The 23,593-nt window shown below is 71.9% G+C and carries 23 protein-coding genes and 1 riboswitch; of the genes, 13 read left to right on the forward strand and 10 right to left on the reverse strand.

The window, feature by feature from the left end; all coding sequences use genetic code 11:
* Positions 1-117: 117 nt before the first annotated feature.
* Positions 118-858, forward strand: a complete 741-nt coding sequence (locus ABGB10_RS08110) for a hypothetical protein (RefSeq protein ID WP_347660228.1) — start codon at positions 118-120, stop codon at positions 856-858.
* Positions 858-1,244 (forward strand): VOC family protein, encoded by a 387-nt coding sequence (locus tag ABGB10_RS08115; protein ID WP_347660229.1) that lies wholly within the window; start codon positions 858-860, stop codon positions 1,242-1,244. The genes ABGB10_RS08110 and ABGB10_RS08115 overlap by 1 nt, the downstream gene beginning before the upstream one ends.
* A 98-nt stretch (positions 1,245-1,342) precedes the next feature.
* On the opposite strand, the gene ABGB10_RS08120 is transcribed toward ABGB10_RS08115, so the two are convergent.
* Both ABGB10_RS08120 and ABGB10_RS08125 read right to left on the reverse strand, forming a co-directional pair.
* Positions 1,343-2,656 (reverse strand): MFS transporter, encoded by a 1,314-nt coding sequence (locus ABGB10_RS08120; protein WP_347660230.1) that lies wholly within the window; start codon positions 2,654-2,656, stop codon positions 1,343-1,345.
* Between the two features lie 209 nt (positions 2,657-2,865).
* On the reverse strand, positions 2,866-3,942 hold the full coding sequence (locus tag ABGB10_RS08125) for a hypothetical protein (protein ID WP_347660231.1): 1,077 nt from the start codon (positions 3,940-3,942) through the stop codon (positions 2,866-2,868).
* 207 nt (positions 3,943-4,149) lie between these two features.
* On the opposite strand from ABGB10_RS08125, the gene ABGB10_RS08130 reads away from it, so the two are divergent.
* From ABGB10_RS08130 to ABGB10_RS08145, 4 genes are all read left to right on the forward strand, one after another.
* Positions 4,150-5,259 carry an N-acetylmuramoyl-L-alanine amidase gene (locus ABGB10_RS08130; protein WP_347660232.1) on the forward strand — a complete coding sequence of 370 codons (1,110 nt, stop codon included), beginning with the start codon at positions 4,150-4,152 and terminating at the stop codon, positions 5,257-5,259.
* A gap of 109 nt (positions 5,260-5,368) precedes the next feature.
* The gene (locus tag ABGB10_RS08135; RefSeq protein WP_347660233.1) at positions 5,369-5,629 is read left to right on the forward strand and encodes a hypothetical protein; all 261 of its coding nucleotides are present in this window, start codon (positions 5,369-5,371) and stop codon (positions 5,627-5,629) included.
* A gap of 111 nt (positions 5,630-5,740) precedes the next feature.
* A complete protein-coding gene (locus ABGB10_RS08140) occupies positions 5,741-6,265 on the forward strand; it encodes an N-acetyltransferase (protein WP_347660234.1) in 525 nt (174 codons plus the stop codon).
* Positions 6,262-6,840 (forward strand): GNAT family N-acetyltransferase, encoded by a 579-nt coding sequence (locus tag ABGB10_RS08145; RefSeq protein ID WP_347660235.1) that lies wholly within the window; start codon positions 6,262-6,264, stop codon positions 6,838-6,840. Before ABGB10_RS08140 ends, ABGB10_RS08145 begins: the two co-directional genes overlap by 4 nt.
* Here ABGB10_RS08145 and ABGB10_RS08150 read toward each other — a convergent pair.
* Positions 6,735-7,709 (reverse strand): YafY family protein, encoded by a 975-nt coding sequence (locus tag ABGB10_RS08150; RefSeq protein ID WP_347660236.1) that lies wholly within the window; start codon positions 7,707-7,709, stop codon positions 6,735-6,737. The two genes, ABGB10_RS08145 and ABGB10_RS08150, sit on opposite strands and share 106 nt — an antisense overlap.
* Before the next feature lie 95 nt (positions 7,710-7,804).
* Between ABGB10_RS08150 and ABGB10_RS08155 the strand changes: the two genes are divergently transcribed.
* From ABGB10_RS08155 to ABGB10_RS08165, 3 genes are all read left to right on the forward strand, one after another.
* On the forward strand, positions 7,805-8,242 hold the full coding sequence (locus tag ABGB10_RS08155) for a VOC family protein (RefSeq protein WP_347660237.1): 438 nt from the start codon (positions 7,805-7,807) through the stop codon (positions 8,240-8,242).
* 57 nt (positions 8,243-8,299) lie between these two features.
* Entirely contained in the window at positions 8,300-9,487 is a 1,188-nt protein-coding gene (dinB, locus tag ABGB10_RS08160; RefSeq protein WP_347660238.1) for a DNA polymerase IV, read from the forward strand.
* 124 nt (positions 9,488-9,611) lie between these two features.
* Positions 9,612-9,956 carry a hypothetical protein gene (locus tag ABGB10_RS08165; protein WP_347660239.1) on the forward strand — a complete coding sequence of 115 codons (345 nt, stop codon included), beginning with the start codon at positions 9,612-9,614 and terminating at the stop codon, positions 9,954-9,956.
* A gap of 89 nt (positions 9,957-10,045) precedes the next feature.
* On the opposite strand, the gene ABGB10_RS08170 is transcribed toward ABGB10_RS08165, so the two are convergent.
* On the reverse strand, positions 10,046-10,696 hold the full coding sequence (locus ABGB10_RS08170; RefSeq protein WP_347660240.1) for a transglycosylase family protein: 651 nt from the start codon (positions 10,694-10,696) through the stop codon (positions 10,046-10,048).
* Positions 10,696-10,869, reverse strand: a riboswitch (cyclic di-AMP (ydaO/yuaA leader). It overlaps the preceding gene by 1 nt.
* A 318-nt stretch (positions 10,870-11,187) precedes the next feature.
* A complete protein-coding gene (gene htpG / locus ABGB10_RS08175; RefSeq protein WP_347660241.1) occupies positions 11,188-13,104 on the reverse strand; it encodes a molecular chaperone HtpG in 1,917 nt (638 codons plus the stop codon).
* Positions 13,105-13,266: 162 nt separating this feature from the next.
* On the opposite strand from htpG, the gene ABGB10_RS08180 reads away from it, so the two are divergent.
* Positions 13,267-13,965 carry an SDR family oxidoreductase gene (locus ABGB10_RS08180; protein WP_347660242.1) on the forward strand — a complete coding sequence of 233 codons (699 nt, stop codon included), beginning with the start codon at positions 13,267-13,269 and terminating at the stop codon, positions 13,963-13,965.
* Between the two features lie 61 nt (positions 13,966-14,026).
* Here the strand turns inward: ABGB10_RS08180 and ABGB10_RS08185 are convergent, their stop codons facing one another.
* Positions 14,027-15,478 carry a M28 family peptidase gene (locus tag ABGB10_RS08185; RefSeq protein ID WP_347660243.1) on the reverse strand — a complete coding sequence of 484 codons (1,452 nt, stop codon included), beginning with the start codon at positions 15,476-15,478 and terminating at the stop codon, positions 14,027-14,029.
* A 203-nt stretch (positions 15,479-15,681) separates the two neighbouring features.
* On the opposite strand from ABGB10_RS08185, the gene ABGB10_RS08190 reads away from it, so the two are divergent.
* Positions 15,682-18,474, forward strand: a complete 2,793-nt coding sequence (locus ABGB10_RS08190; protein WP_347660244.1) for an ATP-binding protein — start codon at positions 15,682-15,684, stop codon at positions 18,472-18,474.
* Positions 18,475-18,505: 31 nt separating this feature from the next.
* Here the strand turns inward: ABGB10_RS08190 and ABGB10_RS08195 are convergent, their stop codons facing one another.
* Both ABGB10_RS08195 and ABGB10_RS08200 read right to left on the reverse strand, forming a co-directional pair.
* Positions 18,506-19,264: a hypothetical protein gene (locus ABGB10_RS08195; RefSeq protein WP_347660245.1), complete on the reverse strand. Its 759-nt coding sequence runs from the start codon at positions 19,262-19,264 to the stop codon at positions 18,506-18,508.
* Positions 19,261-19,761, reverse strand: coding sequence for a SigE family RNA polymerase sigma factor (locus ABGB10_RS08200; protein WP_347660246.1), 501 nt, complete (start codon positions 19,759-19,761; stop codon positions 19,261-19,263). Before ABGB10_RS08200 ends, ABGB10_RS08195 begins: the two co-directional genes overlap by 4 nt.
* Positions 19,762-19,899: 138 nt before the next feature.
* Between ABGB10_RS08200 and ABGB10_RS08205 the strand changes: the two genes are divergently transcribed.
* Positions 19,900-20,736 (forward strand): DUF3152 domain-containing protein, encoded by an 837-nt coding sequence (locus tag ABGB10_RS08205; RefSeq protein ID WP_347660247.1) that lies wholly within the window; start codon positions 19,900-19,902, stop codon positions 20,734-20,736.
* Positions 20,737-20,760: 24 nt separating this feature from the next.
* On the opposite strand, the gene ABGB10_RS08210 is transcribed toward ABGB10_RS08205, so the two are convergent.
* Entirely contained in the window at positions 20,761-21,405 is a 645-nt protein-coding gene (locus ABGB10_RS08210) for a hypothetical protein (RefSeq protein WP_347660248.1), read from the reverse strand.
* Positions 21,406-21,528: 123 nt separating this feature from the next.
* A complete protein-coding gene (locus tag ABGB10_RS08215; protein ID WP_347660249.1) occupies positions 21,529-22,710 on the reverse strand; it encodes a snapalysin family zinc-dependent metalloprotease in 1,182 nt (393 codons plus the stop codon).
* 241 nt (positions 22,711-22,951) lie between these two features.
* Between ABGB10_RS08215 and ABGB10_RS08220 the strand changes: the two genes are divergently transcribed.
* Positions 22,952-23,518, forward strand: coding sequence for a hypothetical protein (locus ABGB10_RS08220; RefSeq protein ID WP_347660250.1), 567 nt, complete (start codon positions 22,952-22,954; stop codon positions 23,516-23,518).
* Positions 23,519-23,593 lie beyond the last annotated feature (75 nt).

The following is a 23,593-nucleotide window of genomic DNA, read 5'->3' on the forward strand; positions in this document are numbered from 1 at the left end:
GCAACGCGGAGGCAAAGGGGGCCTGGAGCCCTCGGGACGTGGTGCCACATGCCCCACTCCGGCGGGGTCGGCGGGAGCGTGAGTCCCGGTGACCGTGCCGTTGACCGGGAGCATGTGATGACCAACCAGAGATCGTTCAAGGCCCGGGTCCGGACCCGGATGGAGAAGACCGGCGAGAGCTACACCACCGCCCGCCGGCACCTGATCAATCGGGCCGCGCCGCCGGATACGCCGCCAACTCCGACGTCCACCGCCGCATCTCCTTCGGCGCAGACCGAACCGACCGCCGCGGCCGCCGCTGCGCAGACCGAGCGGATCGCCGACGACCTGATCCGCGCCCGGACCGGCCGCGGCTGGGCCGATTGGTTCGCCCTTCTCGACGCCGCGTCCGCCAGCGAGTGGACGCACACCCGGATCGCCCGCCACCTGGTGACCGTGCACGAGGTGCCGGGCTGGTGGGCGCAGACCGTCACCGTCGGCTACGAGCAGGCACGCGGCCTGCGCGCGCCGGGTCAGCGGCGCGGCGGCGGCTTCGAGGCCAGCGCGAGCCGGACGGTGGCCGTGCCGGCGCTGCGGCTGTTCGAGGCGTTCGCCGACGAGACGACACGCGCCCGCTGGCTGCCCGACGTCGAGGTACGCGTCCGCACCGCCACCGCGCCGCGCATCTTCCGGGCCGACTGGGCCGGTGGTCCCACCCGGATCGTCGTCGGCATCGGCGCGGTCGGCGAGTCGAAGGCCCGGGTCAGCATCGTGCACGAGAAGCTGACCGGAGCCGAGCAGGCCGCGGAGCTGAAGGCGTACTGGCGCGAGCGGCTCGCCGCGTTGAAGGTGCTGCTCGAAACGAACGGAGACCACTGATGAGCATGACCTTCATCAACCTGCCGGTGCGCGACCTGACCACCGCCGCAGAGTTCTACCGGGCGATCGGCTTCACCAGCGACCAGGCCGAACAGGACGGCGGTACCACGGTGCTCACCATCTCCGAGAGCACCCGGCTGGTGCTGCACCTCCGCTCCCGCTTCGAGGCGTACACCGGGGTCGCCACCACCGACACGGAGACCAGCCGGGAGGTCGTCGTCGGGCTGTCGGCGCAGAGCCGGGAGCAGGTCGACGAACTGGTCGACCAAGCGACGGTCGCCGGTGGGGAGTCGCTCGGACCGGGGATGGCCAACGGGCCGATGTACATGCGCGGTTTCCGGGACCTCGACGGCCACCAGTGGTCGTTCCTGCACATGGCCGGCTGAGTGAGCCGCCCGGCGGCGGCTCGTCCAGTCGCCGCCGGGCAGGCCGGTGGTCAGTCCGGCAGATCGGCCGCGAGCTGGGCGAGGCCGGGCAGGATCAGTCAGCAGCAGCTCCCCAGCGGGCCGGGCGGCTGGCGGCGGGTCAGCAGCACCAGCGCCACCACGAGGTACGCCCCGGCGGTCAGCGCGAACGCCACCGCGTTGCCGGCCACCGTGGCGAGCAGACCGTAGCCGGCGTACGTCACGATGATCAACATGTCGGTGGCCATTCCGGCCAGGGATGTGACGGTGGCGCGGGAGCTGCCGGTGATCCGGGCCTGGAGCCCCGCGTCGGCCAGCACGGTGGCCAGCTGCGCCGCACCGAAGGCCACCGCGAGCAGCACGAACCCCGCCGGGTGCCGGAGCAGGGCACCTCCGGCCAGCGCGACACCGACCAGCCCCAGCAGCGCGGCGTAGCCTCGGCTGCTCAGCCGCTCCCCTGCCGGGGCGAGCAGCCCGCCGACGGTCACCCCCGCCCAGAGCAGCAGGAGCAGCAGGGGTACGGCCTGCGCCCCGACGCCGGTGTCCAGGGCGAGCAGCGGGGTGTACTCGTCCAGGGCACCCCAGTCGGCGGCGACCACGGCCACCAGCAGCACGGCGGCCCGTACCGGCGGACGGGTGCGCACCTGCGACACGCCGGCCCGCAGCGTGTCCCACCACCCCAGGTCACCGTCGTCGTCCCGGCTCGCGGGCGGGGCAGTATCGGGCTCGCCCTGCCCTGGTGGTGCGGCACCCACCGGTCGAGCGGCCATCGCCGGCTCGGCGACCGGAACGCGTGCGGCGGCCGGCGCGCGGTGCTCCGGGAACCGGGTGGCGACGATCGTGGCGAGCAGGCAGGCGAGCACGCTGGCCACGCCCACCGCCGGGTAGCCGCCGACGGCGAGCACCGGGCCGGCGAGCACTCCGGAGAGCACCACGCCCAGCACGCCCGCCGTCCGGGACCGCCCGAGCACCCGGGCGTACCGGCCGACCGCGCCGAGCCGGTCCAGTTCGGTCCAGACCAGCGCCTCCAGCGCGCCGGAGACCAACGCTCCTCCGGCCCCCCAGAGCAGAAACCCCATCGCGAACGCCGGGTACGACGGCACCAGCACCCAGAGCGCGAACCCGGCGGCGGTCACCAGCGGGGCGAGGCACAACAGCAGTCGGCGGGACACCACGTCGGCCCACGCGCCGGACGGCACCTCGAACAGGATGCCGGCGGCCGACCAGATGACGAAGAGCGACGAGATCTGCCCGACCGACAGCCCGGTGTCGGCGAAGAACACCACGTACAGCGGGTAGAGCAGGGCGAGGTCGCTGAGGAACGCGTACCCGTAGAGGGTGGCCGTCAGCCGACGGACCGCCGGGTCGGGCACGCTCGAGGCGATGTGAATCATGGGGCCTTCCCGTGGGAGTGGAGACGGACACCGGATGTGCGGTGCCCGCGGTGGCCCACGGGATCGGCCTACGCGGCTGGATCAATGTCGCCAGGTCATGCCCGGATGTTAGCCGCGCACCGTCATGCTCGCCAGCGCTTTCGGCCTGCCCGGACAGCGTGCGGCGGGGTGGGATCCCGAAGGACCCCACCCCGCCGGTGACGTGCGTGTCAGCGCCGGTTCGGATCGACCGGCGGGAGGACCGTGGTCGTCTCACTGTCGTCGCCGGTACGCGGGCCGGGCACCGCGCCGCCGGCACCCACCACCTGGGTCGTGTCGGCGTCACCACGACTCACCACCTGGGTCGCGTCGGCGTCGACCGGTCGGGTCACCATCTGGGTGGCCTCCGGATCGGACGGTCGGGTCACCATCTGGGTGGCCTCCGGATCGGACGGCCGGGTCACCACCTGGGTGGCCTCCGGATCGGACGGCCGGGTCACCACCTGCGTCGCCTCCGAATCGGTGACGACGGACGGCGGACGGGCCGGCTCGGTGTCCGGCGTCGCGGGGGAAGCCGCCGCGCGGGCCAGCTCGGCCTCGGCGTCGCGGCGACCAGCTCGGTAGGCGCGGGCGTGCTCGGCGATCAGCTGCGACTCCTGCTCGGCACGGGTCAGCCACCCCTCCCAACGGCTCTGCATCGGACGGATGAGGCCGCCGCCGACCCCGACGACGAGGATGCCGCCGATCGTGGCCAGCACGGCGATCAGCACGGGAGTGGTGACCGCGGTGGCCACCCCGATCTGGTTCAGCGCGGCGATGACGCCCAGACCGAGGATGAACACCGACGCGGTGGTGGCCAGCACCCGGCCGTACGACAGGCCGCCGAGCGCGCCGCTGATGATGTCCTTGACCGCGCTGGCGATGGCGGCGGCCACCACGACGATGACGATCGCGACGAAGGCGCGCGGGAGCCACGAGATCACCGCGCCGAGCAGGTCGGAGATCGGGTTGGGCCCCCAGATGCCGAAGGCGAGCTGGAGGGTGAACAGCAGCACCGCGTAGTAGACGAGCTTCGCGACGATGTCGCTGGCGTCGTACCGGGAGCGACTCAACGCACGACGGACGCCGCCGCGTTCGACGGCGCGGTCGAAGCCCACCCGCTCCAGGACCTTCTCCACGATCTTCAGCACAGCCTTGGCGATCAGCCATCCGGCCACCAGGATCGCCAGGAAGGCGACGGCCTTGGGCAGGAAGAGCATCACCGAGCGGAGGGCGTCGCCCACCGCGTCGCTGACGTTGTCACTCATCTGGTCATTCCTCACAGGGCAGCGGGACAGTCGGTCCTCGACCTACCCCCACCGGCTTGCGGGGAAACGCCGGCCTGGTTGGACGGGGTCTAGCGCACGGACGAGTCTTGGCAATATTCTCCGGAGTGCGTGCGGCCACTGGAGCTACTTTTCATCCCCCCGCCGTCGGCCGCAGGAGGAGATGTCATGCACGTCGACCATTCCGAAATGGATCGCCGGACGCTGCTGCGGGCCGGCCTCGGTGCCGCCACGGTCGCCGTCGTCGGGAGCGAACTCGCCTTCCCCGCCTCGGCGCAGGCCGCCCCCGGCACCGACCTGGACTGGATCATCAGCTGCGACGAGTGGGCCGCCCGCCCGCCGAAGGACCCGTTGTCGGTCAGCGCCATCGCCACCAACAAGATCATCGTGCATCACATGGCGTTCCCGAACGTCACCGACTACTCCCGCGAGCAGGCGGTCAAGCTGGCCCACGACTGCCAGGACCTGCACATGGACGGCAACGGCTGGTCGGACACCGGCCAGCACTTCACGGTGAGCCGGGGCGGTTACGTGCTGGAGGGCCGCCGGGGCAGCCTGGAGCGACTCGAAGCCGGCGACCGGCAGATGATCTCGGCACACTGCCCGGGCGAGAACGGTCGGGCCATCGGCATCGAGAACGAGGGCACCTACGTCACCGAGACGCCGCCGAAGGCGCTGACCGACTCGCTGGTCAAGCTCTGCGTCGCGATCTGTCGACAGTACGGACTGCACGCCCACGACATCTTCGGCCACTGGGACTTCCGCACCACCGAGTGCCCGGGAGCCGCCTTCTACCGGCAGTTCCCGGACCTGCGTCGGCGGGTGCACGCCGCCCTCGGCACCAAACTGGGCGACGTGCCGGCGCGCCGCTGGCCGGACCTGTGGCGCTTCGTCAACTCCCCCTCGGTCCGGGTCGTGCAGCACCTGCTGGTCCACCGGGGCTACGCGGTGACGGTCAGCGGCACCTTCGACGCCGCGACCGTGGCGGCCGTGCAGGACTGGCAGGCCCGCAACGGCATCCCGGTGGACGTGGACGCCACCCTCACCCCGCCGACCTGGGAGACGCTGGCACCGGAGCTGGACCAGCACGCCGCCGGCGCGCCGGTCACGGCCGTACAGGAGATGCTCGCCACCAAGGGGTACGCGGTCACCGTCACCGGGGCGTACGACCACGCCACCCGGGCCGCGGTGCAGGACCTGCAGGCGCTGCACCGCCTGCCCCGCAACGGCAAGCTCAGCACGAGCACGTGGTGCACGATCGTCGGCGGGTCGGTCCGCCAGTCGTACCGGCACCGTTGAGCCCGTGGCGGCGGTGCGGGTCCGACCCGCACCGCCGCCGGCCCAGCCACCAGCGCGAACGCGCCGGCGAGCGGTTTGAGCCGACGTGCGGGCGGAAAGAGTGCCGGGCATGACATGGGCCCGTCGAGCCGTACCCGCCGCCGCTGCCGTAGCGGCACTCGCCGCGCGGGATCTGATCCAGCGCGACCATGCGCTGCTGCGCAACTTCCCGGTGCTCGGACGCGCCCGTTACCTGTTGGAGGCGATCGGGCCGGAGCTTCGGCAGTACATCGTGGCCGGCAACAACGAGGAGCGGCCGTTCACCCGCGACCAACGCCGCTGGGTGTACGCGTCGGCGAAGCAGCCGACCAGGCGGAGATCGTGCGACTGATGACGCCGGAGGCACCGCAAGGTGGCAGTGCCCCACCGTCGGCCACCGCCGTCGGCGTTCGGCGGGATAAACGCGTGGAGCCGTCGCCGGGAGCACCCGTATCGTGGCGCGGTGCTGATCAGACGCGAGACACCCGCTGACGTCGACGCCATCCGGGCGGTGCAGGCCGCCGCGTTCGCCAAGACCGGCGACGGCAACGGCGTACCGGTTGAGGCGACCCTGGTCGACGCGCTGCGTGCCGACGAGGGCTGGCTGCCCGCGTACTCCCTGGTGGCGGTCGATGCGGACGGCCAGGTGGTGGGGCACGTGGTGGCCACCCGCGGTCGGGTGGGCGGCGAGCCGGTGGCGTTGGGCCTGGGGCCGCTCGGCGTGCTGCCCGGTTGGCAGCGGCGTGGCGTCGGCAGCGCGCTGATGCACGCGGTGCTCGGCGCGGCCGACGCGCGGGACGAGCCCCTCGTGGTGTTGCTCGGGCATCCCGACTACTACCCGCGCTTCGGGTTCGGGCCCGCCGTCAACCTGGGCGTGACCCCGCCACAGCCGTGGGGCCCGCAGTACTTCATGGCCCGTCCGCTGGACGCGTGGCGCGACTCGATCCGGGGTGAGTTCCGCTACGCACGCCCGTTCGACGACCTGTGACAACACCGCGCATCCGCCGCCGGCGCGCCGCTGACCTCGACGGATGCGTCGCGGCGCTCGCCAAGGTTCACCGGATCGACAGGTACCCGCTGAACTGGCCCGCCGACCCGCGTCGCTGGCTACGGGAGCCGCGCCAGGCGGACGCCTGGGTCGCGGTCGACGACGACGCGGCGATCGTCGGGCATGTCTCGGTGCAGGTGCCCAGCCGGGCGGACGCGCCGCTGGCCCGGCCGACGGCCGAGGTGGCACGTCTCTTCGTGGTGCCGAGGGCCAGAGGGTTGGCGCTCGGCGGTGCCCTGCTGGGCCGGGTTCGGCAGTGGGCTCGCGAACGTGGGACCGATCTGTCGCTCGAGGTGACGTCCGAGGGTGCCGCGGCCGCCGCCCTGTACGAGCGCACCGGCTGGCGGCACGTGGGAACCAGCATCGCACCGTGGACCGCACCGGACGGCAGTGCGGTGTCGCTGCGTCACTACGCGCTGTCCTGCGACGCCGTGCCGGCCATCACCGCGAGGCGTCGGGCGAGCAGGGCCGCGGCGTCGCGCAACTCCGGAGGCTCCAGCACCTCCACCTCGTAACTCAGACGTGCGAGGTGCGCCGCGAGCCAGTCCAGGCGCTCCCCGCCGACGACCAGCACGCACCACCCGTCGCGGTCGTCCTCGACCCGTCCCACCTGGGGCGGCACCAACTTCCGCACCTGGTCGGCCGTCGCGCGCACACGTGCCCGGGCGAGATACCGGTACGGCGCCTCGGTCACGGCCCGCTGCACGAAGGCGACCGGGTCCGGGTGCTCGCGCGCCCGGAAGCGCCAGGTCGTGGCGACCGCCGCACCCATCCGGTCCAGGCGAAACGTCCGCCAGTCGTCGCGGTCGACGTCCCAGGCCATCAGATACCAGCGACGACCGGTCGTGACCATCCGGACCGGCTCGACCGTCCGCTCGTGTTGCCCACTGTTGCGGGCCTCATAGGTGAATCGCACCCGCACGGCATCGCGACAGGCCCGGGCCAACGTCACCAGCAACTCCGCGTCGATCTCGGCCACCGGGCCCACGAGCGTCTCCGTGGCGCCGTGCACCGCCCGCACCTCGGCGCGCAGCCGTGCCGGCATGACCTGGTCGAGCTTCGCGAGGGCCCGCAGGGCCGCCTCACCCGCCCCCGCGATGGTTCCGCCCGAGGCGAGGCGCAGCGAGACCGCCGTCGCGATCGCCTCCTCGTCGTCGAGGAGCAACGGCGGCAGCCGGGTGCCCGCACCGAGTTGGTAGCCACCACCGACCCCCGGCACCGCGTGCACGGGATAGCCGAGCGTACGCAGGCGCTGCACGTCACGGCGCACACAACGGTCGGTGACACCCAGCTCGGCGGCGAGGTCTGCGGCCGTCCAGGATGGGCGCCGCTGAAGCAACGCCAGCAACCGCAGCACCCGCTCGGTCGTCGCCTCGACTGTCACGCGCCGATCGTTGCACAACATGCGGAACGTTCCTGTCCGCTATCTACGCAAGGCTGAGCCCATGACCGACCAAGATCACGAGATGGGGAGCTGACATGGCCCGCGACGTGCAGATCACCTTCGACTGCGCCGACCCCGCGGGGTTGGCGGCGTTCTGGGCCGAGGCCCTCGGCTACGAGGTGCAGGGCCCACCCGGGAACTTCGAGTCTTGGGAACAGGCGCTCGACGCGATGGGCGTGCCGCCGGAGAACCGCAACGACGCGTCGGCGGTGGTCGACCCCGAGGGGTTGCGACCACGCCTGTTCTTCCAACGGGTTCCGGAGCCCAAGCGGGTCAAGAATCGCGTACACCTCGATGTGCGGGTCGCCCCCGGGCTGGACGGTGACGAGCGGATGGCGGCCCTGGAGAAGGAGGCCGAGCGGCTCGCCTCGCACGGCGCCACCCGGCTCAGTCGCCATGAGCCCGCTCCCCCGCTGGGTGCCGGTCACCTCGTCATGGCTGACCCCGAGGGCAACGAGTTCTGCCTCGACTGAGCGGTCGTTCGCCCAGCTCACTGCCGTGATTGCCGGGTGCCGTGCGAACATGTGTACGTGTCGCCCGGCGCCAGCATCCTGCACGCCGACCTGGACGCCTTCTACGCGTCGGTCGAGCAGCGCGACGACCCGCGCCTGCGCGGCCGACCGGTCATCGTCGGCGGGGGCGTGGTCCTCGCCGCCAGCTACGAGGCGAAGGCGCGGGGCGTCCGCAGCGCGATGGGCGGCCAGCAGGCCCGCCGGCTGTGTCCGGACGCGATCGTCGTGCCGCCCCGGATGTCGGCGTACACGGCGGCGAGCCGCGCGGTCTTCGAGATCTTCCGGCAGACCACTCCACTGGTCGAGGGGCTCTCCATCGACGAGGCGTTCCTGGAGGTGGGTGGCCTGCGTCGGCTGGTCGGGCCACCGGCCGACATCGCTGCGCGGCTGCGTCGGGAGGTTCGTGAACGGGTCCACCTACCGATCACGGTGGGTGTGGCCCGCACGAAGTTCCTGGCGAAGGTGGCCAGCGGGGTGGCGAAACCGGACGGGCTGCTGGTGGTCGCACCGGACGCCGAGTTGGCGTTCCTGCACCCCCTCCCGGTCGAGCGGTTGTGGGGCGTCGGCCCGGTCACCTCCGCGAAGCTGCGGGAGCACCGGATCCGTACCGTTGGCGAGGTGGCGCGGCTCGGCGAGGCCGCGTTGGTGTCGCTGCTCGGGTCCGGCGCCGGTCGGCACCTGCACGCCCTGGCGCACAACCGTGACCCACGTGCGGTGCAGGTCGGTCGCCGACGCGGCTCGATGGGCGCCCAACACGCGCTGAGCCGTACCCCGCATGCCCCGGCGGAACTGGACGCCATCCTCGCCGGCCTGGTCGACCGGGTCACCCGCCGGATGCGGGCGGCCGGGCGGTCCGGGCGCACGGTGGTCCTGCGGCTGCGCTTCGGCGACTACAGCCGGGCGACCCGCTCGCACACCATCGGCAAGGCGACCGCGGACACGACCCCGCTGCTAGCCGCCGCGCGCGCGTTGCTGCGGGCGGCCCAGCCCGAGATCGACCGTCGTGGTGTCACGCTGATCGGCGTCTCGGTGGGCAATCTGGACGACAGTCCGGTGCAACCGGAGTTGCCGTTCCACCGCGACCCGGGCGCGGAGTTGGACGCCGCGGTGGACGCGGTCCGCGACCGGTTCGGCTCGACGGCGCTCACCCGCGCGGTGCTGCTCGGCCGGGAGCCGGGCGTCGAGATGCCGCTGCTGCCGGATTGACCGATCTGCGTGCGGTGTCCACGCGAGGAGTTGCGACCGGAGACACATCACAGCAGGTCGGCGGTTTAGCCGGCGGCTGACGGGTGACCCTTGGGGGGTACAGCCTGACAAGGGGGGACCCACCATGTCCGACGACACCAGCAACCGACCGAGCCGTAGCGCCGAGCGACCGTACGACGTGACCGACCCGCTGCTCTGGCAACTGGCGATCGACGTGCTGAGCGCCCACGAGCCGGACGACGAGGGTCACTGCCGCAACCTCCAGTGCGCCGGGCAGTCCTGGCCGTGCGCCGCCCGCCAGGGCGCCGAGCATTCGCTGCGCCTGTCCCGCGGCGCGTCCGACTCCGTCGAGTTGACCCTCGACGGCGTCGATGCCGGCGCGGAATCGGTGCCGGCCTCCCGCTGGGGTCGCAACGTCGGCCCGGTGGCGTCGCGTCGAGCGCCGAAGGCGTCTGCCTCGGCTGCGTGACTCGAACCCGGCCCGGCCACTCGGGCTGACCAGCACCGTACACACGAACGCTCGGCCGGTGACCCGGCCGAGCGTTCGTGTGCCATCCGTCAGAGGCTGAGCTTCTGACCGGGGAAGATCAGACCGGGGTCGGCCCCGATCAGCTGCCGGTTGTGCTGGTACAGCGCCTGCCAGCCGCCGGACACCCGGTGGGCGTCGGCGATCTCCGACAGGGTGTCGCCCGGCTTGACCAGGTACGTCTGGCCGCCTGCCGGCGGCGCGGTGCGCTCGTGGCTGCGGGTCGCCGGCTGCTCGCCGCGCGACGACCGCTCCGTGGGCTTCGCGGTGGACTTCGCGGTGGACTTCGTCGACGACTTCGTGGCGGAGCCGCCCGACGAGCCGCCCTTCTTTCCGCAGGTCGGCCACGCGCCGATGCCCTGCCCGTCGAGCACCTTCTCGGCGATGGCGATCTGCTCGCCGCGGCTGGCCAGGTCGGCGCGGGCGGCGTACTTCTTGCCGCCGTAACCGGCCCAGGTGCTCTGCGAGAACTGCAGGCCGCCGAAGTAGCCGTTGCCGGTATTGATCTTCCAGTTACCGCCGGACTCGCACTGGGCGATCGCATCCCAGTTGACTCCGGCCTGGGCCGGGGCGGCCGGGCCGAAGAGGGCGACAGCGCCGGTGACCGCGCCGACGGCCAGGGTGCCGACGGCGAGACGGCGGGTGGTGACCCGTCGATGACGGGGCGTGTGAACAGACGTCATGTGAGCTTCCTCCACGCCGGCGAGGTGAGCTGTCGGGTTCGGGCCGAGGAGCCCGGCCGCACGGTGGCGGCTTCACCCCGAGGTGACGTGCACCGAGGAACATGTGGGTCCCCCGCTCCTGCCCGGGTGACTGGGTTCCGACGGCCGGGGGCAGGATTAGGCGTTGCCGGCCGTGGTGTCCGCAGTGGCGAACCCGACCGACGTTAGGCACGGCCGGTGACGATCGCCCAACCCCTGTGAAGTTCTTCACCGGGGTACGCGGGGCGCCCTCCGCAGCGGTTGCGGCCGGTCGGACACTGTGCAGAGGCCACAGTGGACCGTTTCGGATCAGGCCTCGTGAAGGAACAGGACCACGGTACGGCGCAGCGGTTCGATGTATCGCTCGCCAAAGGAACTCGACGTGTCCGTTGCTGATCGGATGCTCGACGCCGTACGCCGGATCGGCCGGCGGGCCCCTGGTCGGGCGGCCCGCCGGCCGGAGGGGCGACCGTCTACAGAGTGCGCGCCAGCCGGTCGGCGAGCGTCCGGGTGAAGCGGGCCGGGTCGGTCAGCTCACCGCCCTCGGCGAGCACCGCCAGGCCGTAGAGCAGCTCCGCGGTCTCGGTCAGGGCTGCCGGGTCGCTCCCCTGCTCGTGGGCCTTGCGCAGCCCGGAGACCAGCGGGTGCCCCGGGTTGATCTCCAGGATCCGCTTGGTCGGAGGCACCTCGTGCCCCATCGCCCGGTACATCTTCTCCAGGGTCGGAGTGAGGTCGTGGGCGTCGCCGACGACGCAGGCCGGTGAGGTGGTCAGTCGGGAGGACAGCCGGACCTCCCGGACACTGTCGCTCAGGGTGGTGCCCAGCCAGTCGAGCAGGGTGGCGAACTCCTGTCGCTGCTGCTCGCGCTCGGCCTCGGCCTGCTTCTTCTCCTCGTCGGTGTCCAGGTCGATCTCGCCCTTGGCGATCGAGCGCAGGGGCCGGCCGTCGTACGCGCCGACCCGCTCGACCCACACCTCGTCGACCTGGTCGGTGAGCAGCAGCACCTCGTGGCCCTTGGCCCGGAACGCCTCCAGGTGCGGCGAGTTCTCGATGGCGGCCCGGGAGTCGCCGGTGGCGTACCAGATGTCGCTCTGGCCGTCCTTCATCCGCGAGACGTAACCGGCCAGGTCGGTGGGCTCGGCCGCGTCGTGGGTGGAGGCGACCGACAGGATGTCCAGCAGGGTGTCGCGGTTGTCGGTGTCGTCGATCAGCCCCTCCTTGACCACCGCGCCGAACTCGGTCCAGAAGGTGCGGTAGCGCTCGGGGTGGTTGGCCTTCAGGTCCTTGACGGTGGCGAGGACCTTCTTGACCAGCCGGCGGCGGACGATCTGGATCTGCCGGTCCTGCTGGAGGATCTCCCGGGAGATGTTCAGCGACAGGTCGTGCGCGTCGACCACGCCCTTGACGAAGCGCAGGTAGGTCGGGACCAGCGCCTCGCAGTCGTCCATGATGAAGACACGCTTGACGTAGAGCTGGACGCCTCGGCGGCCCTGCGGGGAGAACAGGTCCAGTGGGGCGTGGCTGGGCAGGAACAGCAGCGCCTCGTACTCGAAGGTGCCCTCGCCCTTCATGTGCACGACCTCGAGCGGGTCGGCCCAGTCGTGGCTGACGTGCTTGTAGAACTCGTTGTACTCGGCGGCGTCGACCTCGTCGCGGGGCCGCGCCCAGAGCGCCTTCATCGAGTTGAGGGTCTGCACCTCGCTGGTGGCGGCCTCGCCGTCGGCGCCGGGGCGCTCGACGGTCATCCGGATCGGCCAGGCGATGAAGTCGGAGTATCGCTTGACGATGTCGCGGACGGTCCACTCGGCGGTGTAGTCGTGCAGGTTGTCCTCGGTGTCGGCCGGCTTGAGGTGCAGGGTCACCGTGGTGCCCTGCGGGGCCTCGTCCACCGCCTCGATCGAGTACGTGCCCTCGCCGGTGGACTCCCAGCGGGTTGCGCCGGTCTCGCCGGCCTTGCGGGTCAGCAGGGTGACCCGGTCGGCGACCATGAACGCCGCGTAGAAGCCGACGCCGAACTGACCGATCAGGTCCTGCGAGGCGCGGGCGTCGGCGGATTCGCGCAGTTGGCGCAGCAGCTCCGCGGTGCCCGACTTGGCGATGGTGCCGATCAACTGGACGACCTCGTCGCGGGTCATCCCGATGCCGTTGTCCCGCACGGTGAGGGTGCGGGCCTCCCTGTCGACCTCGAGCGTGACGTGCAGGTCGTCGGTGTCGGCGACGAGGTCCTTGTCGACGAGCGTGGCCAGTCGCAGTTTGTCCAGCGCGTCGGACGCGTTCGAGATGAGTTCCCGCAGGAAGACGTCCTTGTTCGAATAGATCGAGTGGACCACCAACTGGAGGAGCTGACGCGCCTCGGCCTGGAACTCCAACGTTTCGGCCTGCTTGCTCACACCGTCTCCCATCTCGGCTCGTGCGGGGTTTCGCGGAAAGGATACGAGCAGTCACCGGCCGGGGTGCTGCCGCGTCCGGGTCTCATTCCCGATTGAGGGGGGCCACCGGTGTGACATAGCTGACTTTGGTTGACAGAAGTCAGGTGGGATAGCGTGACCGCCATGAAGATCTCTGGAAGCACCGCCCTCGTCACCGGCGCCAACCGTGGCTTCGGCCGCCACCTGGCCGCCGAACTCCTCGCCCGTGGCGCCACCGTCTACGCCGGCGCCCGCAACCCGGACAGCGTGGATCTGCCCGGCGTGACGCCGGTGCGCCTGGACATCACCGACCCCGCCTCGGTGGCCGCCGCCGCCGAGCTGGCCGGCGGCGTGAACCTGCTGGTCAACAACGCCGGCATCGACACCCGCACCGACCTCCTCGAGGGTGACCTGGACCTCGTTCGACAGGAGCTGGAGACCCACTACATCGGCACACTGTCGATGGTCCGGGCGTTCGCGCCGGTCATCGCCGGCAACGGTGGCGGGACGATCCTCAACGTGCTCTCGGTGCTGTCCTGGGTGAACTTCCCGATGCACGGGGCCTACGGCGCCGCGAAGTCCGCCGAGTGGGCGATGACCAACGCGCTGCGCCTCCAGCTCGCCGAGCGGGGCATCCGGGTCGCCGGGCTGCACGTCGGCTACCTGGACACCGACATGGCCGCGACGGTGACCAGCCCGAAGTCCGACCCGGCGGTGATCGCGCGGCTCGGGGTGGACGGCATCGAGGCCGACGCGTACGAGATCGTCGCCGACGACATCAGCCGGCAGGTGCAGGCCGGGTTCCCCGGTGGCGTGTCCGCGCTCTACCCGCAGCTCCCCTGACCCATGACGTGACGGGCCGCCACCGGGAAGAACCGGTGGCGGCCCTTTCTCGGGTACGCGGTCAGCTCGCCTGCAACGCCACGTCGTCGATCACGAAGCTGGTCTGCAGCGACGAGTCCTCGGTGCCGGTGAACCTGAGGGTCACCGTCTGACCGGCGAACCCGGCCACGTTGAAGCTGCGCTGGGTGTAGCCGGCGGCGGCGTTGAGGTTGGAGTACGTCGCCAGCGTGGTGGAGCCGAACTGCACGGTGAGCCGGTCGTACGCCGTGGAGCCGGTGGTCTCGGCGGTGTCGATGTGCAGCCAGAACGACAGCGTGTAGCTGGCACAACCGGCCGGCACGGTCACCGACTGCGTCAGGCTCTCGGTGCGGGTGCTGCCGTTGCCGTTGAGCCACGCCTTGTAGGACCCGGTCCGGGCCGGCTGGCTGCTGGAGTTGGTGATCACGCCGGAGGACGCGGTCCACGGCGTGCTGCCGTTCTCGAAGCCGCCGTTACCGATCACCTGGCCGCCGACACAACCGGGGCTGCCGCCGCCGACAGCGAGCTGCCACAGCGCGTACGCGACACCGTCGGCCGCCCGGTTCAACACGGTGGCGCTGACGTTGGCGGTGGTGTCGCAGGACCGGTGGTAGCACGGGTCGTACGCGGCATTGGCGGTGCCGCCCCACTTGGCCGCCTGGGCGCTGGTCTTACGGGCGCTGGCACCTGCGGCGTAGCCCGAGGTGGGGATGCCGGCCTGCTGGAAGTAGTAGTCGTCGGAGCGACCCTGACCCTCGACGTTCTCCTCGGGCTGCAGACCCAACGAGTCCCAGTACGCCTTCAGCGGCGCCGCCGTGGTCGAGGTGACCCGGTTGATGAAGTAGCCGCCGTTGACCGAGCCGACCATGTCGAAGTTGTAGTAGCCCTTGATGTAGCCGCGCTGGGTGGCGCTGAGCGAGTTGACGTAGAACCGGGAGCCGTTGAGCCCCTGCTCCTCGTCGGTCCACCAGGCGAACCGCACCCGTTTGGTCATGGTCGGGTTCTGCGCGGCCAGGACCAGCGCGTTCTCCAGCAGTGTCGCCGAGCCGGTGGCGTTGTCGTTGATGCCGGGGCCAGCCGAGACGCCGTCCAGGTGGGCGCCGAACATGACCACCTGGTCGGCCGGGCCGCCGGGCCACTCCGCGATCAGGTTGTTCGACGGGTACCTGCAGCTGGAGCAGTACTGCTCGCTGACGGTGTAGCCGGCGGTCTGGAGCCTGCTCTTGACGTAGGTGAGCGAGGCTGTGTAGCCGGCCGAGCCGGCCCGTCGGTTGCCGCCGTTGCTGGTGGCGATGGCATTGAACTGGGTGAGGTGGGCTTGGAGGTTGGTGACGGAAATGTCCGGTGCTGCCAACGCGGCGACGGTGGCGGCGATCGGCCGGGCCATCGTCGTCGCGGTCGTGGGTGACGCGGCCACCGGCTGGGCGGCCAGCGTCACCGTCATCCCGGCGAACACGGCAAGCGCGATTCCCGCGCTCAGCGTTCTGCCTCTCATGAGGGCTCCTCGGGGTTGGAGAGATACCCGAGACACTTACAGATGTCGATGCGATGGGCATCGGTCGTTCGTCCTGTACCACCACCGGTTCGACGATGGGTACCGGCTTCGGCACAGGTGAGTAGAGGTGTCAGGATGGGTAGGTAACACCAGCAGGGGTCGTCGGGCCCGGAACGGGGGCTTGCGATGGGGCCGGGTCGACCGTGACACGACCCAGCATTGACCTGTTCAGCGGCGGTGGCGACACCGGTCGGCTGATGGCGGGGCTGGACTGGGCGCGCACGCCGCTCGGCTCGGTGGACGGATGGCCGCAGAGCCTGCGCGCCGCGGTCCGGCTGGTCCTGTCCTCCCGGTACCCCATGCTGCTGCTCTGGGGCGAGGAGTTCTCCCAGCTCTACAACGACGCGTACTCCACCCTGATCGGCGACAAGCACCCCGCCGCGCTCGGCGACGACGTGCGGGTGACCCTGGCCGAGGGTTGGGACGTGCTCGCCCCACTGATCAAGCAGGCCATGACCACCGGGGTGGCCAGTTGGGTCCCCGCCCTCCGGCTGCTGCTGGAACGGGCCGGCTACCGCGAGGAGGCGTACTTCAGCGTCTCGCACGCCCCGGCCCGCGACGACGACGGCAGCACCGTCGGCGTGTTCACCGTGTGCAGCGAGGTCACCGAGCAGGTGGTCGGCGAACGCCGGCTGCGGTTGTTGCACGACCTGTCCGTTCTCGGTGACGGTCGCACCGTCGACGTGGACGCGACCGGCGCACGCCTGATCGACGCGATCGGCGGTCACCCGCTGGACGTCCCATTCGCTGCCATCTACCTGCGCGACGGGGCGTCCCTGCGGCGGCTCGCCCGCACCGGCGGCGACCAGAGCGCGATGCCGGACACCGTCGACCTGGCCCACCCGGGCCCGGCCGCGCACGCCTGGGGGCTGCCGGACGCCGCCGAGGGTCGTCAGGTCCAGGTGTCCGACGTCGCCGACCGGATGCCGCTGCCCGCCGGCGCGTGGGACGACCCGGTCCACACCGCGCTGGCGCTGCCGCTGCCCTCCGGCGACGAGGACCAGCCGCTGGGTGTCCTGCTGGCCGGGGTCAGCCCCAGCCGAAAGCTCGACGAGGCCTACCGGTCCTTCCACCAACTCCTTGCGCAACAGGCGTCCCTGGCGCTGCGCAACGCGCAGGAGCACGAGGAGGAGCGGCGCCGGATCGAGGCGCTGGCCGAGCTGGATCGGGTGAAGACCGACTTCTTCGCCAACGTCAGCCACGAGTTCCGCACGCCGTTGACCCTCATGCTCGGCCCGCTGGCCGACGCCCTCACCGACGCCACCGCACCCCTGGCGCCCGTGCAGCGGGAGCGGGTGGAGACCGCGTGGCGCAACGCCACCCGACTGTTGACGCTTGTCAACAGCCTGCTCACCTTCTCCAGCCTGGAAGCCGGTCGCGCTCGCAGCGATGCCCGGATGGTCGACCTGTCCGCGCTCACCGCGGAGCTCGCCGGCGTGTTCCGGGCCGCCGTCGAGCGGGCCGGGCTGACCCTGGAGGTGGTCTGCCCGCCGCTGCCACGGCCGGTCACGATCGACCCGGTCAACTGGGAGCGCGTCGTCACCAATCTGCTGTCCAACGCCCTGAAGTACACGTTCATCGGGCGGATCCGGGTCAGCCTGACCGCCGACGACGACGAGGTACGCCTCACCGTCGCGGACACCGGCATCGGCATCGCCGAGCAGGACCTGCCGAAGCTCTTCGAACGCTTCCACCGGGTGCGGGGCGCGCGCTCGCGCAGTCACGAGGGCACCGGCATCGGCCTGGCCCTGGTGCACGAGTTGGCCCGGTTGGAGGGCGGCGAGGTCCGGGTGACCAGCCAGGTGGGCGTCGGCAGCACCTTCACCGTGGTGCTGCCGTGGTCGGCGACACGGCGCAGCGCGGTGACCGGAGCGCCGGTGGACCGGCGGGGCGACGCGGCCCGCGCCGCTGCCGAGGAGGCGGCCGGTTGGCTCGCCGAGGTGGGCGACAGTCCGACGGAGCCCGAGCACGCCTGCGGGCCGGCCGTGGACGAGCTGGCCGGCGCGCGAATCCTCATCGCCGACGACAACACCGACATGCGGGCGTACCTCAGCCGGCTGCTCACCGGGCAGGGCTGGCGGGTACGCGCCGTCACCGACGGCCGGCAGGCCCTCGACGAGGTCCACCGCGAACGGCCCGACCTGGTCCTCACCGACGTGATGATGCCGGTGCTGGACGGTTTCGAGCTGCTGCGCCGGCTACGCGCGGACCCGGCGACCCGTGCGCTGCCGGTGTTGGTGCTGTCCGCCCGCGCCGGCGGTGAGGCCAGCGCGGAAGGGCTGGGCCTGGGTGCCGACGACTACCTGGTGAAGCCGTTCGCCGCGACCGAGCTGATCGCCCGGATCCGGGCCGCCATCCGCCGGGCCCGTGACCGCGACGACCCGGCCGGGACGGGAACGGTCGATGCCGCACCGGCACGGGCCGTGACGGGGGTCGGGGAGCCGACGGCCGAGACCGGGGGGCCGTCGGCGGACGTGCTCGCGAGCACCACCGGCACACCGGGGACCGACGCGTCCGTGCGGGATGCTCCGGCCGACCGGTACGGATCGGGCGACGTCCTGGACGTGGGTTGGACGTACCCGTCCGAGCCCACCTCGGCGGCGGTCATGCGCGGGGATGTCCGCCGGACGCTGCGCGAGCTCGCTGTCGACCCGGACGTGCTGGAGGATCTGCTGCTGGCCGCGTCCGAGGCGGTGAACAACGCCGTCGAGCACGCACAGCGGCCCAGCCGTCCGGAGGTGCGGGTGCGGGTCCAGGTGGGTGACGGTCTGGTCCGGATCTCGGTGCGGGACTTCGGCACCTGGCGGGACCGTCGGCCGGCGATGGACCGGGGCCGCGGCGCGCTGCTGATGAACGCCTACGGCGACGTGCGGCTGGTCTCCACGGTCGAGGGGACGACGGTGACCATCGAGCGTCGGTTGGACGACCCGGCCTGAGTGACCCGCCCGGGGTGACCAGCCGTCGGCGTCAGAGTCGCCCGCCGGCGGCGTCGCGGGCGATGATGCCGTCGAGCCGCTCCCCCGGGGTCAGCGTGGTGGGCTCGAACCAGAAGATCACCACCTGTTTGTCGACACTCCATCGGGCCAGGCGGGCATCGACCTGCCGCCCGTCCACCGTGCCGGTGATGCGGTGGGCGGGGCCGACGAAGTAGCCGAAGGTGGGCACCGGGGCCGTCGACGAACTCTCGTCGTAACCGATCTGATGGAACCCGGGGCTGCGGTCAGCCCCCTGCACGTCGTTGACCAGGATGTCCGTGGTCAGCATGCCGTCCGGGAGGCGGCGACCGGCGGCCAGCCCGATGGTCACCTTCGGCTCGCCGGGCACGGACACCCGGACGACGTAATACACCCGCTGGTCGACGCCGTGGCGCACCTCGCTGTCGATCACCTGGCCCAGCGGCTTCGGCGACGGCACGTCGTCGGCCGTTGGCGGTGGCGGGGTGGGCTCCAACGACCTCGCCAGTGTCGGCGAGACACCGACCGGTGACGGGGCGATGGCGACCGGTGGTGGACGATCGGGCGTCGGCGGACCACCCGACCGGGCGTCGACGGCCACCACGACGACGACGGCGGCCAGCCCGGCGGCGAGCGTCGCCGCCCCGGCTCCGGCGACCCGCCGACGGGTACGCAACCGCCGCCCGTCGCGCATCACGGCGGCCAGGTCGAGGACGGTGTCCGGGCGCTCGGTCGCACGCATGGCGTGGCGGAGCTGCTCCAGCTCGCTCATCGGCGCGCCTCCTCGTCGGCGTGCCGCGGCCCGGCGGTGCGCAGTTTCTCCAGGGCCCGTGAGCTGGTGCTCTTGACCGTGCCCACGGATACGGCGAGCTCCCGGGCCACCTGTGCCTCCGGTAGGTCGAAGTAGTAGCGCAGCACGACGATGGCCCGCTCCCGAGGGCTGAGCGCGCCGAGGATGCTGATCAACCAGCGCCGGGTGGCCACCTCGTCGGCCACGTCTGCGCGCCGCTGCTCCGGCACCTCTTCGGTCGCGTACTCGCGCATCGGCCGCCGCCACCCGTCCACCAGATGGTTGACCAGGGTGCGACGGGCGTACCCGTAGGCGTCGTCGTCGTGGATCCGCGACCACGACGCGTAGGTGCGGGCCAGGGCGGTCTGCGCGGCGTCCTCGGCCAGGTGGTGGTCGCCGGTCATCAGGAACGCGGCGTGCACGAGTCGCGCGGACGCCGCCCGCGCGAACTCGACGAACTCCGCGTCGCCCCGCGCCACCGTGAACCTCCCCCGTGCCACACCGCTATGGACGGGTCAGGTCGGCGAAAGGTTGAGCGGTGGGTCACATCAACTTTTCGGCACGGTCACCCGTCTTCTCCTCCGCGCCGCCGCCGAGCGCCGCGCGAGGGGAGAGACATGTCGACGAAGGTTACCCACCGATGGCGTTCCGCCTCGGCGACGCTGCTACTCGTGGTGGCGCTGCTCACCGGTTGCGGACTGCCGGCCGCCGGGCGGCCTGCGAACGATCCCGTCGCCGCCGGGCCGTCGCCCGACGGGCACGTCGCGCCGGTCGCCACCGGCGGGCCGACCGGGGTCGTCGACGTGGTTCCGAATTCCGTGCCTGCCGTCCCGATCAGCTACCCCGCCTCCGGCGGGAACCGCTGGGCGACAGCGCCCGGCGAGACCGCACCGGCGCGGACCGGCCGTGGCACGTTGCTGCGGTACCGGGTCGCCGTGGAGCGCGACATCCGGGGCCTTCCGGTGGCGGACATCGCCGCGGCGGTCACCGCGACCCTGGACGATCCGCGCGGTTGGACCGCCGGCGGGGCCTGGCGACTGCGCCGGGTGGGAGCCGACGACCCGACCGACTTCACCATCTACCTGGCCACTCCGGGCACCCGTGACACCCTCTGCCAGGACCAGCCGGAGGGCTACACCTCGTGCCGTAACGGTGGTCGGGTGGTGCTCAACGTGGCGCGTTGGGTCAAGGGTGTGCCCGGGTACGGGGCGAGCCTGGCCACCTACCGGGAGTACATGGTCAACCACGAGGTGGGGCACAAACTCGGGTTCGGTCACGAACGGTGCCCCGGTCGGGGCCGACCCGCGCCGGTGATGCAGCAACAGACGTTGGGTCTGCACGGCTGCACCGCGAACGCCTGGCCGTACCCGCAGGGCAAGGTTCGCTACAGCGGGCCGGTCGGGGCGTACGACGACGAGATCCCGCGTCGCGAGGGCGCCTACTCCGCGCACTGACCCCGATCGCTCGCAGGCGCTGCCTCAGGTGCGGCGGCCACGTTCCTGCTCCAGCCGCTCGTCCAGCCGGCCCAACTCGTAGACGGCGTTCAGGCTGGTCGGCAGCCGGCTGACATTGTCCGGCGCGGAACCAGGGTCGGGAGTGGGAGCGGGGGCGGGGGTGGGTGCGGGGGTGGGCACCGGCGCGGCGGAGGGGCCTGGCGCACGGCGACGCAGGACCAGCAGTGCCAGCACCGCCAGGACACCCAGGAGCAGCAGGTAGGACAGGGGCGGCCACCTGTCGCGGGCGGAGTCGGCCGGCGGCGCGGCGACCGGAGCGGGGGCGTCGGCGTCGCGCACGGGCACCTCGGCCTGGCGGGTGCCCGGGCTCTCACCAGCGCCGGGGCGGGCGGGCGCGGCGGGTGCCGCCGGAGGTCTGGCACCGGCAGACGACACGACGGGCGGGGTGGTCACGGTGGGCACCGCGGCACCGGGCCGGGGGGTGGACGACGGCGGGCCTGGCGTGGACGACGGGGTCGGGGTGACGCTCGGCGGGCGGTCGCCGTCCAGCAGGTCGTCGACGAGCCGACCGACACCACCGAGGAGGTCACCGACCGGGCCCGAGGTGGCCGACGGCGACGGTGTGGGCGCGAGGGCGAGGGTCAGCACGAGGGCGACGACGGCAGGCACGACGGCCACCTCCGGTGTATCGATGTGCCAGGCACCGTAACGCATCGTGGTATCGGGTGGGTGACCCTGCCACGCCGGAGGCGGGGACGTGTTGCGCGTCCCCGCCTCCGGCGTCTCTCGTGGTCAGACCGGCAGGCCGCCGACCTGGGTCGAGATCCACGATCGGATCGAGGGCAGGTCGACGTAGATGGACGGGCCGGTGGCGCAGGTGGAGTTGTTGTTGCCGGCCCGGCTGGTCGCGCCGATCAGGTTCCACACCCCGTTGACGCGGCGCACCTGCGGGCCACCGGAGTCGCCGTAGCAGGCGCCGGAGTTGCCGTTGGTGTTGTTGGTGCAGATCTCGTACGGGCCGTTGATGCCGGAGCACCGGCTGTCGGCCACGATGGACGTGTCCAGCTCGTTGGCGACCGCCGGGGCGGAGCCGCAGCCCCGGGGCGCGCAGGTCTGGCCCCAACCGATGATCCGGGTGGCCGTGCCGACCGCGCCGGAGGTGCTCGGGATCGGTGCCGGGGCGTAGGTGACCGAGCTGGACAGTTGCAGCAGCTTGACGTCGACGCTCGGGTGGTTGACCGCCCGGGTCACCCGCACCACGGTGCCGCCGCTGGTGCGGTTGATGCTGCCCACCCGCACCGAGGACGGCGTCGAGCAGTGCTTGGCGGTGACCGCCCAGTTGCCCTTGATCAGGGTGCCGGTGCAGCCGGAGACGTACACCATGAAGGGGTAGTTCTCCGAGGCCGGACGGCCGCCGACCACCGTCGGCGCGATGTCCGAGGCGCCGTCCCAGGTGTACGTGGTGCTGGCCGGTGCGGCCAGGCTGCCGGCGAACAGCGAGTTCACCCGGCTCGCCTCGGCGGAGCTGGGGTTCGCGTTGCGGCAGGAGACCGGTGCGCTGCTGCCGGACATCAGGTCGGAGCAGAGGCCGGTACGCCGGTCCGGCAGGCCCAGGATGTGACCGAGTTCGTGGGCGGCGATGCGGTTGCGGTCGTAGCCCTGGTTGACGGCCGTGCGACCCATCCAGATCCGTCCCGAGCCGAGGCCGGTCGGCTGCGCCCGGGGCCAGCCGTCGTCGACGTAGATGGTGATGCTGGCCGGGGTGCCGGCCAGCAGCCGGACGTTGCTGACCCGGCTGTTCCAGATCTGCGCGGCCTGGTCGAAGTTGGTGCGGAACTCGCCGGTCCGGCTCGCGTCGTAGTAGACGGTTCGGACGGCGGCGGCCGGCGCGCCGGTGGTGAGCTGCACCCCGGCTGCCGCCAGGGTCGCCGCGAGCATGGCCAGCGCCACACGTCGCAGTTGTCGTCGGAACATCACGCACTCCCCTGCGGTCGTCCGGCGACCATCGGCCACCGGTTATCGATGTGTGTCGATGTTAGGCCGTTGGTGGTCGGTAACTGTCATAGCGGAAGCGTCATACCGGCCCGGTCGGCGGCTGTTACCCAGCGGTTACACCGCAGCGAAGCGCCCGTGCCGAGGCAGGACGACGGTGGCGACAGAGGGCCACCGGCAACGTCGCCGCCACGTGACCCCGACCATCGAACGGAGAGCCATGATGAGGATCAGGAGCGCACTGACCGCGTTGGCGGTCGTCCTTGCCGGACTGGTCGCCGGCGTGGGCAGCAGCAGCGCGGCGGGCACCAGAAGCAGCGCGGCGGCCTACTGCGGGATCACCTGGGGCAGCGCGGAGAAGTCGGCCGGCACCCTGAGCGACGCCCCGCTGACCGAGGTACGGACCGGCCGGCACGACTGCTACGACCGGGTCGTGTTCGAGTTCGCCGGGTCGGTCGACGGTTACGCCGTCGGCTACGGCGAGACCTGGACCGAGGGCGAGGGGTTGGCGTTGTCGCCGTACACCGCCGGCGGTGCCCTGCTACGGGTCTCGCTGCGCGCCCCGGCGTACGACGACGCGCACCAGGGCACCGTGCCCTACGCGGTAGGTGAGCACGTCGCGAACCCGCTGCGCTACTCGACGCTGCGGGACGTCGTCTTCGGCGGCAGCTTCGAGGGCTACAGCACCTTCGCGGTGGGTGTTCGGGCCCGGTTGCCGTTCCGCGTGCTCGTGCTGACCGGCCCCGGTGCGCACAGTCGGGTCGTGCTCGACGTCGCCCACCAGTGGTGAGGACGCCTCACCTCGTCGATCATGGAGCTGTGGTGGGTGACATAGCGGGCACCGGTCACCACAACGGGCACCACG

The sequence above is a fragment of the Micromonospora sp. B9E7 genome (assembly GCF_039871815.1).
GTDB lineage: Bacteria > Actinomycetota > Actinomycetes > Mycobacteriales > Micromonosporaceae > Micromonospora.

Coding starts and splice junctions, on each gene's coding strand:
- ABGB10_RS08110 (WP_347660228.1), top strand. CDS start 118: ATGACCAACCAGAGATCGTTCAAGGCCCGGGTCCGGACCCGGATGGAG.
- ABGB10_RS08115 (WP_347660229.1), top strand. CDS start 858: ATGAGCATGACCTTCATCAACCTGCCGGTGCGCGACCTGACCACCGCC.
- ABGB10_RS08120 (WP_347660230.1), bottom strand. CDS start 2,656: ATGATTCACATCGCCTCGAGCGTGCCCGACCCGGCGGTCCGTCGGCTG.
- ABGB10_RS08125 (WP_347660231.1), bottom strand. CDS start 3,942: ATGAGTGACAACGTCAGCGACGCGGTGGGCGACGCCCTCCGCTCGGTG.
- ABGB10_RS08130 (WP_347660232.1), top strand. CDS start 4,150: ATGGATCGCCGGACGCTGCTGCGGGCCGGCCTCGGTGCCGCCACGGTC.
- ABGB10_RS08135 (WP_347660233.1), top strand. CDS start 5,369: ATGACATGGGCCCGTCGAGCCGTACCCGCCGCCGCTGCCGTAGCGGCA.
- ABGB10_RS08155 (WP_347660237.1), top strand. CDS start 7,805: ATGGCCCGCGACGTGCAGATCACCTTCGACTGCGCCGACCCCGCGGGG.
- ABGB10_RS08165 (WP_347660239.1), top strand. CDS start 9,612: ATGTCCGACGACACCAGCAACCGACCGAGCCGTAGCGCCGAGCGACCG.
- ABGB10_RS08170 (WP_347660240.1), bottom strand. CDS start 10,696: ATGACGTCTGTTCACACGCCCCGTCATCGACGGGTCACCACCCGCCGT.
- ABGB10_RS08180 (WP_347660242.1), top strand. CDS start 13,267: ATGAAGATCTCTGGAAGCACCGCCCTCGTCACCGGCGCCAACCGTGGC.
- ABGB10_RS08185 (WP_347660243.1), bottom strand. CDS start 15,478: ATGAGAGGCAGAACGCTGAGCGCGGGAATCGCGCTTGCCGTGTTCGCC.
- ABGB10_RS08195 (WP_347660245.1), bottom strand. CDS start 19,264: ATGAGCGAGCTGGAGCAGCTCCGCCACGCCATGCGTGCGACCGAGCGC.
- ABGB10_RS08205 (WP_347660247.1), top strand. CDS start 19,900: ATGTCGACGAAGGTTACCCACCGATGGCGTTCCGCCTCGGCGACGCTG.
- ABGB10_RS08215 (WP_347660249.1), bottom strand. CDS start 22,710: ATGTTCCGACGACAACTGCGACGTGTGGCGCTGGCCATGCTCGCGGCG.
- ABGB10_RS08220 (WP_347660250.1), top strand. CDS start 22,952: ATGAGGATCAGGAGCGCACTGACCGCGTTGGCGGTCGTCCTTGCCGGA.